This is a genomic window from Microbacterium sp. NPDC055910 (assembly GCF_042271185.1).
In the GTDB taxonomy this organism is placed as follows: domain Bacteria; phylum Actinomycetota; class Actinomycetes; order Actinomycetales; family Microbacteriaceae; genus Microbacterium.
Window position 1 is genome coordinate 17,048 of sequence record NZ_JBHJZS010000018.1, and the last position, 12,484, is coordinate 29,531.

The 12,484-nt window shown below is 71.2% G+C and carries 1 protein-coding gene (only partly in view); it reads right to left on the bottom strand.

Annotated elements, in window-relative coordinates:
* Window positions 1-12,484, bottom strand: the 3' portion of a protein-coding gene (locus ACFC3F_RS09280; RefSeq protein ID WP_376128778.1) for an LPXTG cell wall anchor domain-containing protein. It continues 18,257 nt past the right edge of the window; 12,484 of the gene's 30,741 nt are visible here — the last part of the coding sequence; the start codon falls outside the window, past its right edge; the stop codon is at window positions 1-3.

Here is a 12,484-nt window from a genome sequence, read left to right on the forward strand (position 1 = left end):
TCACGCCCGGCGGCGGAGATTGAGCAGCGCGCCGCCGGCCAGCAACAGCAGACCCAGGAGCAGCCACCCCGTGAGGTCGGCGCCGCCCGTCTTGGGGAGGCGGTCGCCCGCGCTCGCGGCCGCGGGGCCGCCGTCGGTGTCGCCGCCGTCGCCACCCGGGTCGACCGGGTCGACCGGGTCGACGGGATCGACGGGATCGACCGGATCGACGGGGTCGACGCCGCGGATGGCATTGATGTAGACGTTGCGCGCGGTCGCATGGTCGTAGAGGGGGTCGTCGCTCGAGACGGCGTGGCTCACGGTCTCGACGATCATGCCGGGGCCGGGCTCGGCCGACGGCACGGCCGCGAGGGTCTGGAACGGATGCGGGTCGATCGTCGGCACGAGCCGCACGATGACCGTCTTCGGCCCGGTCTCGCCGATCTCGAAGATGAGGATGACCTGGTCGTGGAACGTCAGGCCGCCGTCGATCGAGATCTGCGCGTACGGGATGCCGCCGGCGTACGCCGCCGAGATCGTGATGTACACGCGTGAGGTGGGCGGAGTGCCGAGCTCGATCGTGTAGCTGTCGGTCTCCTTGACGCCGGTCTGCAGCGTCGTGGAGCCGTCCGTCTCGACGATGATGATCTCGCCCGCGCCGCCGTCACGCGGTGGGATCGGAACGACGATCGACACCGGCACCGCAGCATCCTCGCCGGGGATCCCGAGCGGCGCGGAAACGGCGAGCGCTCCCGCGAGCGTCGGCTCGGCGACCGAGTACAGGTCGACGTCGAGTCCGCCTCCCACGACGTCGAGCGGGTCGATGACGATGTCCTCCGCAGCGCCTGTCGTGTGGACCGTCACGGTCGACGCGTCGGCCCCGCCGTCGAGCGAGAGCAGACCGTGCGCGAGGTAGGTCCCGTCGAGCAGGCGCACCGCGAGGACGTCGAACACGTCGTCGCCCGTCGTCGCCTCGACGCGCAGTTCGGCGGTGTGTGCGGAGATGACGAACGTGTCGTCGCCCGCGCCGCCGTAGAGCACGGCGGGGAAGGTGAGTCCGCGGCTCACATGCCCGAACTCGGTCTCGATCGTCTCGAACGCGTCGCCGGGCTGCACGTCGGGCTCGACGCGCGGTGTCGCGAAGAACTGGCCGACGATGAACGTGTCGTCGCCGTCGCCGCCGTAGACGGTCGTGATGGCGCTGTTGTCGTCGAAGACGAACAGATCGTCGCCGCCGAGTCCGTCGACCGTGACCCGCTGGTTCACACCCTGGTCGTACGAGATGCGCTCGTGCGTGCCGGCCGCGGTGTTGACGTGGGCGACGAACGCCGGCCGCGTCGCGTCGGGGTGCTCGGCGATCGCCGACAGGCCGCGGAAGAGGAACACGTCCGCCGCATCGGTGCCGTCGATCCAAAGGGTGTTGAGACCGCCCTGCGCTCCCCCGCCCCGCACGATGATGCGGTAGTCGTGGCCGAGGAGCGCGTCGTCCTCGCCGCCCCACGTCAGCACACGGAACGCGTTGTCGCCCGAGAGGCCGAAGAGCACGAGTGCGTCGCGCACCTCGGTGCCCGCGAAGTCGTCGCCGACAGCGGCGAGGTGGGTGCCCGTCATGGACTGCAGTCGCACGACGAAGAACGTGTCGTCGCCGTCGTCGCCGGATGCCGTGCGCGCGGCCCCGCCGTAGACGATCGTGTGTCCGCCGAGCAGCGTCGAGTCGAAGGAGAAGACATCGTCTCCGCGGCCGCCGTAGATCTCGGTCGCGTGCCCCGTCACTTCGCCCGCGAAGTACAGCAGCGATCCACCCTGGCTCGCGAGCGTCTTGCCGAACGACGCGCGGATCGTGACGGTCTGTCCCGCGATGATCGTGCCGAGCGGCGCGATGACGTCCTGCCCGACGAGGAGCGTGACATGGCCGCCCGCGACGACACGACCCTCGGTCATGTCGATGAGGCCGTCGATCGTGCGTCCCTCGGTGAGGAGGAAGAGGCTCTCGTCGACGCCGCCGTCGACGAACGGCACGGTGACGCGGACATCTCCCTGGTCGGCTTCCGCGCGCAGGACCAGGAGCGATCCCGTCGCCTCCGTGACGAAAACGCCCGCGACACGGCCCTCGTACGAGTGCGCATACAGGCGTCCGCCGATCGCCGTGTCGATGACGAGGTCGAGCGACCGGTCGGGGCTGTCGGCACCGACCGTGCCGCCGACCGCGATGAGGTCGATGTCGCGCGCGATGACCCGCGCCGTCGTGCCGGCGGCATCCGAGAGGATGCTGCCGTCGCGGGTGCGCAGCGCGGCATCCCCGTTCAGAGACGTGACGAGCCGCACGAACAGGGATCCGTCGACCTGGTCGAGCAGGATGTCGCCGCCCGCCAACGCCGTGACGCGACCGCGCTCGGCCAGCGAGGAGCGGATCTCGAGGAAGTCGGGCACGTCCGCAGCCGGACCGCCGATGCGACCCGCGAGGAGCCCCGCGACCAGTGTGATGTCACGGCCGGCGACGCGCGGCGTGCCGTCGTCGATCGTGCCGTCGTCGAGGATCGACGCGTCCTGCGCCGTCTGCAGCCAGACGTCGCTGGCTGTGGAGGTGATCGTGCCGACGCGCAGGTCGCCGATCGTCTCGAGGTCCGAGATGTCGCCGTTCGTGAGCAGCGAGATCTCGCCGTCGCCGTCGCTCACCGAGTACGAGATCTCCGCGAAGCGCATGCTGACGAGCGTCGCATCGACGTCGGAGTAGACCTCGAACGAGATCGAGGTGGCCGTCGACGGATGCCGCACGACGATGTCGTTTCCGGCACTCAGGTCGCCGAACGTGTAGGCGCTGTCCTGCAGCGTGTTCACGGTGCCCCACGCGACCAGGACGGGGTCGCCGAAGCCCGCCCACGGCCCCGGGTCGGGATGGAAGTACGTGTGGTAGAGCCCCGAGGGCGGCACGTTCGTCGTGCTCGGCGGGACCGTGACGTCGACCTGCACGAGGTAGGACGTGAACGGGGGCACGTCGGATCCGAACGTGCTGTCGTGCACCAGGATGTCGATGTTGCGGCCCGCGTGGATGGGACCGAGGAGAGGCTGGAACATCGTTTCGGCGTAGGGCGAGCCCACCGGCATCCGTGCACTGTAGGTCACGTCGAGCACGACGTCGTCCCGCGCATCGGCGACGAGCTCGACCAGGCGCGTCGGGTCGACGTCGTCGATGAGGTAATCGCTCTGGACGAGCGTGATGCGGATGGGCTCGCGGAACGGAACGCCCACCAGTGTTCCGGCGGCCCCGATCGTGCCGCGCTCGGCGTACAGCTGGGCGATGTTCGTGCGGATCGAGCCGGCTTGCGACGCGCTGATGTCGCCGTTCTCGGCGATGATCCGGGTCGCGCCGATCGGGTTGTCGATGTGCCCGTGCAACTGCAGGTCGGCCGATCCCGGGTTCTGCCAGTTGGCGATGTCGACGAAGGTCGGGATGAAGATGGGTCGCCCGATGTGGAAGCGGAATGCCGTGCTGTTCTCGGCCGCGACATCGACCGTCGCGCCGACGTCGTCGAGGTTCGCGACGCTGATGTCCTGGATCCGCATGTCGCGGTTCGAGTGGTTGTGCAGCCGCACGAAGTCGAACGTGTTCTGCACCTGCAGGGTGCCCCGGTCCCCCGTCAGGATGCCGATCGGGGTGCCGGTGGTGTTGTTGATCTCGTAGCGGGCCGTGCCTCCGCCGGTGTTCTCGATCGGGTCGACGACGATCGTCTGGCCCGCGGGGATCACGCTGCCGACGTTGTAGACGACGCCGTTCAGATCGCGGACGGTGACCGCGTACTTCTTCACGATGCGGCCCGACGCGTCGATGATGAGCGTCGGATTCGGCGCGTGCAGCACGACATCGGCGTTCCACTCGATCGTGCGGTAGCGGAAGTTGTCGAGCTTGTTGTCCGAGCCGCCGAAGTCGATGAATCCGCCGCCGGTGGAGGCCTGCGGCGTCGTCGAGACGAGCTGGTGGAGCGCCTGGACGAGCAGCGCCGCGGTGCGGATCCGCACGCCCTCCTGCCCGACGACGCTCGAGCGTGCGTCGTAGAGGACGTAGGCGTACGCGTCGCTGTCGCCGCCGAAGCAGCCGCATGTGGCGCGCGCGTAGGCGCGGACCTCGACGCTGCGATGCTGCGCCGTGATCGTCACGCTCTGCCAGCCGACGATCTTCGCGGGGGCGTTGAGCTGCACGTGGACGACCGACGTCAAGCGGCTCTCGGACCGCGCGTCGGAGTCTTCGAACGCGCCCTTGCCGCTCGCGCGGTTCTCGACGTTGAGTCGGCTCGAGATCATCTCGGCGACGAGCCGCACGTTGTCGGCCTCGAGGTACGCACCGCCGCCCACCGTGAGGCTCGTCTCGTGGTTGTGCGCCTCGAGGTGGCAGTCCGTCGGACCGCATTCACCCGACGACGTGCTGCCCGCGAACGACGCTCCGGACGCGGAGGCGATCAGGTCGGCCTGCATCGCGCTCGTCGACCTCGCCTCGATGTCGTTCCACGCGACGATGCGCCCATCGAGGATCGTCTTGGCCGTGAGGTCGAGCGTGCCGCGCGTCTGGGAGTCGACGCCGTGTCCGAAGCCACCCGACTGCGACCGTGCGACCGCGCGCACGCTCGCGACGGTCATGGGCGCGACGCGCACGCTGCCTCTCGTCGACTGCACATCGGTGCCCTCTTGCAGCCAGACGGTCGTGTTCGCCGTCGCGTCGACGACGGCGCGCGATGCGCCGATCCCGACGAACCCGAGGCCTGCCGATGACGCATCGACGAAGGCGGATGCCGTCGATGCGGCGCCGATCGCGATGTCACCGGCGGCGTGGATGCGGGCGTTGCGCCCCAGGGTGAGCGCGAGGTTCGCTGTGAAGCTCGCCGTGGGCAGGCTGCTCGTCGACGAGATGAACCCGACGCCCGAGCCGTACACCTTAGCCTCGGTGAAGACACCGCCGCCGGGAAGCACCGGCGTGAGCGGCTGCGAGTGCAGCTGCTGCGGCCCCGCCCCCGTCGACGTCAGGTCGATCACGAGACCGTGCGACAGCAGGTCGGCGATGCTGTCGCGACCGAGGTCGACGACAGCCGGCACGAACCGGCTCGTGCCGACGCTGCCGCCGCCCGAGATCGCCACGGCGAACAGGCCCGAGAAGGGCCCCGGGACCGTCGACAGACGGAACGACGTCGCCGTGCGGTCGTAGATGTAGTAGCGCTCACCGTGTCGCAGGCCGTTGATGGGCTGCTGACCCGGCGCGTAGAGACCGTGCACGATGCTCATCGCCGCGGCATCGAAGCTGCCGGCGAGTCCGAGAGCCGACACCGGGATGAGCTGATCGGGGTCGTCGGGGTCGACGCACGTTCCCACCGCCTGGCACTGCGACGCGGCGAGCTGGATCTCGTGCGGGCCGACGACGATGACCCAGTAGGTCGCGCCGTTCACGAGTCCGCCGAGGGCTCCGCCGTTCGAGCGGTAGACGATCTGCTGTCCCGTCGTCAGTTCGTGGGCGCGCAGCGCGATGCGGTTGTTGTCCTCCGTCATGTAGGCGCTGCCGGGTCCGCTGACGTTGAGGGGCACGCCGTTCGCGTCGACGATGATGTCGACGCGGTTGCTGCCGAAGCTCGCGAGGGCGTCGGGCGCGAGGTACTGCACGGCCTGACCGTTGACGTAGTCGTTCACCGCCCAGATGCGGTCGTCGATCACGGCGCCGCCGGTGAACTCGACGAGTGTCTGCGAGGTCGCGGCGTCGATCAGCTGGATCCGGAACTCGTCGACCACCCGCACGAGGTAGGCACGCCCGTTCGTGAGGCCGACGGCGTCCACCCCCGGCGACGAGTAGATGACCCGCTGACCGTCGATGAAGTTGTGCGGCATCTCGGTGAACTCGCCGTCGATCGTGCGTCCGAAGGTGATGACATCGGATGCTGCGTCGATGAGCGCGCCCTGGAAGATCGACCCGAGCTGGATCGTATTCGGCGAGACGACGATGACGTTGTAGCGCGATCCCGGCTGCAGCCCGCCGACGGGAGTGCTCGTGCCCGGCGTGTAGGTCACGCTGCCGCCGGTCTGCAGACCGTGGGCGCCCGTGATCGTGATCGTCTCGTTCGCCGTGTCGACGCCCGTCACGGCATCGAAGACGAGTCCCGGCGGCACGACGGGGGTGAGCGAGTTCTGCAGCGCGTTGAGCGTCACGGTGCCACCGGCCCGCAGGTAGGTGCCGTCGGCGACGGTGAGTCGGACGGTCGGAGTCGTTTCGGCGCGTGCGTAGTTTTTCGAGATCGAGAGGGCACCCGCGGCGAACGTCTGCGCGTACGAACGCGACACCGGCTGCTCGGCGACGCCGATCGTGACGCTGCCCCCGACGACGATCGGCTGGGCGTTGCCGACGAGGGTCTCGGTCACGGGCGTGACGCGTGCCGTGGCGCGGCCCGTCGAGATCGAGATGGCGCTGCCGGTGCGGTTGACGAGCGATGCATCGGCCTGATTCGTCGCCGACGCGTCGACCGTCAGCGACGCGGCACCCGCACCGTCGGCACCCGATCCGCCGATCCAGGCCTGCATGTGCGCGTAGGTGCGCGTGTCGACCCACGCGAGGGGCTCGGCGTTCGTCGCGGCGAGGATGAGTCCCACGTTGATCCCGCCCGCTTCGGCCGTCGCAGAGTTCGCAGCCTTCGCCGTCACCGAGACTCCCGCCGCGGGCGCGGTGATCGTCGCGCCGGGGCGGATTCGGGCCTGCGTGACCGCGCCGCTCGTGATGAGCGCCTCACCCGACGAATGGGCGACCCCGATGAGCGAGAAGCCGATCGAGCCGGACGTCGTGGTGACGGCGCGGGTCGCGTCGGCGCGCACCGTGATCCCGGTGCCGCCGACCTGGCGAGCAGAGTAGTCGGCGGTGAGAGCGTTCGCGATGCGCGAGGTCGGCACCGAGACGGCGACGACGACCAGGCCGCCCGAAGCGAGGTCGGTGCTGGCGGTGGCGCGGTCGATGGTCGTCGCCGTGACGGCGACGGTTCCCGTCGTCATGAGAGCACCGGTGCCGAATCGAGCGGTGATCGCGGCCTGTTCGTAGATATCGGCCGAGACGACGCTTCCCGTGATGCTGCCGAGGCCGATCGATCCCGCCTGAATGGTCGCCGTCACGGTCGTTCCGCCCGCCGCGGTGACGACGACGCCGGTCGACGCCGCGAGCGTGCCGTCGAACGCCGCCGTGACGGCGGCGCGCGTCGAGGCGAATGCGGCGAAGATGCCCGCGTCGATGAGCCCGCCACCCCCGCTGACGATGGACGAGAGGGCGTGCGTCCCCGTGCGGTTGTCGGCGCGCACGGTGACGATGCCCGACGCGCGCAGCACAACGGTGGATGCGACGGTCGCCGATGTCAGCGCGGTCTGCTCGATCGTCGCCGACGCGACCGTACCGCGGACGCCGATGATCGCGAGCGAGCGCATGCGTGCCGTCGCGTCGACGGCGTTGGCCGATGACGCGCTCACGGTGAAGGATCCGGACTGCGCCGACGGTGTCGTGACCGTTGCTCGCGTCGACGCCTCGATGCGGGCGACGGGCAGCAGACCGCCGATCGTGAAGGCCCCCGCGGTCGACTTGCGCATGTCCGCCGATGCCGTGTGCGCCGACCACGCGGTCACCGCGACGGCGCCTGTGCCGGCGAGCACGGCCGCCGACCCCGTGTCGACGCGCGCCGTCACGGCCGCCGCTTCACGCACGACTGCCGTCGCCCCGCCGAGACCGCCGTCGATGAAGCCGATCGAGACGTAGTCGACGTCGGCGCGCGCCGTGTTGGTGCCGCGGGCGTCGACCGTGAGTCCGTTGCCGACGAGACCCGCGAGCAGCTCGGCGATCGTCGCGGCCGAGATCTCGGCCGTCGGGATCGTGATGCCCACGTTGATGAAGCCGATGCTGGCCGCATCCGTCTCGGCGGTCGCCGTGTTCGCGGCGACCGCGACGATCGTCGTCGCGCCGGTCGACCACACGGGCGAGAGGATCGCGGCGCGCGTGAGCGCGGACTGCCGCACGTCGGCGTTCACGACCGAGCCCGACACCTGGTAGTAGCCGATGCCCGCGGTCCAGGTCGCGGCGGCAGCATCCGCCTTCGAGTCGGCGCGCGCTTCGACGGCACCCGAGGCACCGACGACACTCGACAGGATCGCGGTCGTCGCGCCTTCGAGCACGGCACTCGCGACGTACACGCCGAGGGAGATGAGTCCGCCGGAGACACCGGTGGCGCCGGCGGTCGCGACGTTGCCCGCGCCGCCGTCCTGCAGGATCCGCGCGCGCACCGCGACGAGACCCGAGCTGAAGACGGTGCCCGTGTCGATCGTGGCGCGCACCGACGCGCTCTCGGTGACGATCGCGTCGACCGAGACGCCCTGCCCGCTGCCGAGGATGCCGATGCTCGCGACGAAGGCGTTCGCGCGCGCCTGGTTCTGTCCCTGCGCCTCGACGACGAGCGATCCGGATGCCGCGAGGTCGGCGGCGAATCGTGCGGTGGTGCCGCCCGTCACGCGGGCGACGGGGTTCATGAAGAGTGCCGCGACGCCCGCGGCGCTGCCCCCGCCCATGTCGGCGCTCGTGTGGCTGCGGCTCGTGGCGCGCAGGGCGACGGCGCCGCCCGCGGACAGCCAGGACCCGGGGGCGGCGAGCGCCGTCGTCGTGCGGGACACGGTCGCGCGGGCGAACGTGATGCCGACCGTGACGGCGCCGGTCTGGACGTTGAGGGTTTCGGTGTCGACCGTGTTGCGCGCGTCGGCGACGATCTGCACGGCCCCCGACACACGTGCCACACCGGCGAACTCGGCCGCCGTGCGACCCGAGATCGTGCCGGTCGCGCCGACACCGGTGAGGCTTCCGAGCACACCCCCCGAGACCGAGAAGGCCAGGACGGGAACATCGATGACGGACGTCGAGGTGACGGTCAGTCCGCCGACGGCGGCGGCGTCGCCGAGCCGCACGAGGCCGACGCGTGCGACCGTGTCGCCGTGCACGTCCGCGAGGGCGACGGCGGCGCCCGCCGCGCCGAGCGCGAGGGCGACGCCGATGACGGTCGGGGCGACCCGGCGGTCGGCCGAGGCCGTCACGGCGACCGTGCCGCCGGCCGTCGGGATCGCAGCGCCGTCGTCGATGTGCGCCGTCTGGCGGGCGTCGCTGTCGATGACGACGATCTGCCCCGCGATCGAGACGCCCGCGAGCTGCCCCGAGAAGGCGATCGCCTCGGTGCGCTCGCGCGCCTCGGCGCGCACCGCGATGCCGCCGCCGGCGCGGACGACGGCGTTGCGCTCGATGCCGGCGTCGACGATCGAGGTGAGGTTCGCGACGACGAGCGAGAGCCCGACGGCACCGATGCCACCCGAGGCGGATCCGGCGACGGCGAAGAAGCTGTCGCGGGCGACGGCGGTCACGGCGACCGATCCACCCGCCTCGACGATCGCGCCCACGCCGATGCGGCTCGCCGTGCCACGGGTCGTGGGGACGCTCGAGAAGCGCGTCGTGACGATGCCGGCACCGGGCGTCGCTGCGGTGACGCCTGCCTGTGCGTCCGCGAGACCCTTCTGCTTGCGGTCCGCGGTGCTCGTGCCCGACGAGTCCTGCGCACCGTTCAGGATCGACCCGTAGCCGTTGGCGCCGGTGCCCGACGCGTACTGGTCGGCCTGGCCCTGTGGCGTGCCCTCCGACGACGAGAGCCCGTCCTGCGAGCCGCCACCGTCGTCGTACGAGCCCGACGGCGTCACGCCGGCACCCCACACCGACACCGAGCCGGCGACGCCGACGGCGCCCGCCCCGAAGCTCAGGGCGAAGGTCTGGATGCTGCGGATCGACATCGCCTGGATCCGGATGTCGCCGCGAGCGTAGACGACGGCGAAGTCGCCGATGCCGGCGCCCGCCGAGACGTCGACGGCGCCGATGTCGACACCGCCCGCGACGCCGACGAAGCCCGCGCCGAGACCGCCGCCGAGCGTGAAGGTGTCGGTGCGGTCCGCGGCCGACACCGAGACGCCCTGGCCTGCACCCGCACCCGCACGGTCGGCGTTGATGATGCTGCGCGTGTCGATGAGGGCGACCGTCGTACCCGAGATGAGCGTGACGTTGACGGCGCCCGCGACGCCGACGAAGCCGCCGCCCGCCGCGAGGGCCATGCCGAACACGTCCTGCTCACTCGTCGCGACGACCGCGAGGCCCTGCTGCATCGACGTCGGGAAGCCGGCGTCCGTCGCCGTGCCGAGCGGGATCGCGCTCATGCTCCATCCGCCGCGTGCACGGGCGTCGATCACGTTGAACGCGCCGATCGAGGCGCGCGTGTCCTTCGTGAAGACGACGACCGCGATACCGGCGCCCCCTCCGACGAAGCCCACACCGACGCCGCCGGAGGCGATCGTGAGCGATGTCGCATCATCGGCGCGCACGAGCACGTTGTTGCCGGCGTCGATGATGACGCCCTGTCCTGTCCGCGCGTACGTGTGGCTGTCGACGACGATCGTCGCGACGGCGACGGCGATGCCCGCGACGCCGGCACCCGCCGATGCGGCGACCGCCACGACGTCCTGACCGCTGCGCGCAGTGAGCGAGACGTCACCGACCGCGCGCACGATCGCGCCGTCGCCGATCGTCGCGTCGACGTCGAGGTTCACGATGTCGACAGCCGCGTTGACGGCGATGCCCGCCATGCCTCCGCCGAGGCCGGCCGCGACCATGAGCTGACGGAAGTCGCCGGAGGCGGCGACCGTGACCGACTGCCACGGCGATGCACCCGTGTTGTCGTCGTTGATGCGCGCCTGACGGCCGATGAAGGCGTCGGTGTCGGCCGTCACGACGTTGACGTTGCCCGCCGCCCCGACACCGACCGTCGCCGCGACGGCGGCGCTGGCACCGACGGCGAGGATCTCGTCGCTGTTGTTGGCGATGACGGCGACGCCGAAGACGGCGCCGGGGCTCTGCGTGATGACGCGCTTGCCTGTGATGCGCGCGGGGTCACCGGGGGGCTGCATCCCCTGGCGGACGAAGCTGTGCGCCCGTCCCGTTGCGGCGGCCGGGGCGAGGTCGATCGTCGTGACGGCACCGCCGCTGCATCCGTCCGACGTGGGCAGCGCGCCGCACTTCGTGGCGGCGAGCCGGAAGCTGTCCGGACCCATCATGACGACGTAGTAGACGCGGCCGTCGACGAGACCGCCGATGGGGGTGCCGCCGTTCGCCGTGTAGACGACGGCATCGCCCGTCTGCAGGGGCGTTCCACCGCCGCTCGACGTCGAATCGGCATCGCCGTCGGGCATGTCGTACGGCAGGTGCACGATGTTCGCGCCGCCGTCGACGTCGATCGAGGGGGTGAAGTACGGAGCGAAGCGGCCGGGCACGGTCGCCTCGTCGGTCGCGAAGATGCGGTGCGACTGACCCGGGCGGGCGGGCGATGCCAGCGTGATCGGAGCCCCGCCCGACGTCGCCGCGAGACGCAGGCGCGTCGGGAACGCCGCATCGACGATCGCGACGTACGTGGCGCCGGGGGTGAGTCCGACGATGGGCTGTCCGCCGCCCGCGTCGTACGAGACGCGCTCGCCGTCGCGGATGCCGTGTGCATAGCCGAGGTCGATCTGGTTGCCGCCCGTGATCGCCGTCTGCGGGCTGAACCGTGTGTCGATGTAGTCGATCTGGAACGCCCCCGCGGCCGCGAGGCCTCCCCCGCCGCCGAGCGCCGTGACGCGCGACAGGTCGCCGATGAACGCGGTCGTCGTCTTCTTCAGCACGGGCACGGCGGCCGTCAGCCCGACCGACGCAGTGCCGGAGGCGGCGACCGACCCCGACACGATGTCCATCGTGAGGATCTCGTTCGCGGCGACCCGGGCGCTGCCACCCGCGAGGACGATCGCGCGCGACGAACCGCACGCGGCCTCCGTGACGGTCGCGGCGCCACACACCTCACCGATGAAGGCCTTCGTCGTGACCGTGTAGACCGACACGGTCGCGTTGGCCGAGACGGCAGCTGTGCCGCCGACGCTCGCACCGGCGGCGACGCTCGTGACGTCTTCGCCCGAGGTCGCATCGACGGTGACGTCGCCGTCGACCGTGACGAGCGTCTCGGGTGCGATCCAGGCTTCGGTCGACTTCGTGACGACCTGCACGTCGGCGCCGAGGCCGACACCGGCCGTGCCGCCGATCGCGAGCTGACCCGCGATGCCGCGCAGCGTCGTGTCGTCGGTCGCGGCGATGCGGGCGCCCGCCGATCCGCCACCGGCCGCGACGGCGTCGAGGGTGACGCCACGATCGAGGTGCGCATGGGTGCGGTTGTTCTGCACGCCGACGGTCGCCGCCCCCGCCACACCGGCCGTGCCGCCGACCGCACCACCGACGGCGACGAGCCACAGATCTTCGCTCTGCGTCGCCGTGAGGATGAGTCCCGTGCCGCCGCGCGCCCACAGGGTGGCATCGCGTCCCGCGTAGGCGTCGACGATGCCGTCGCGCACGAAGACGACCGACGACAACCCGACGCCCGCTGTGCTCGCCGCTCCCACCGCG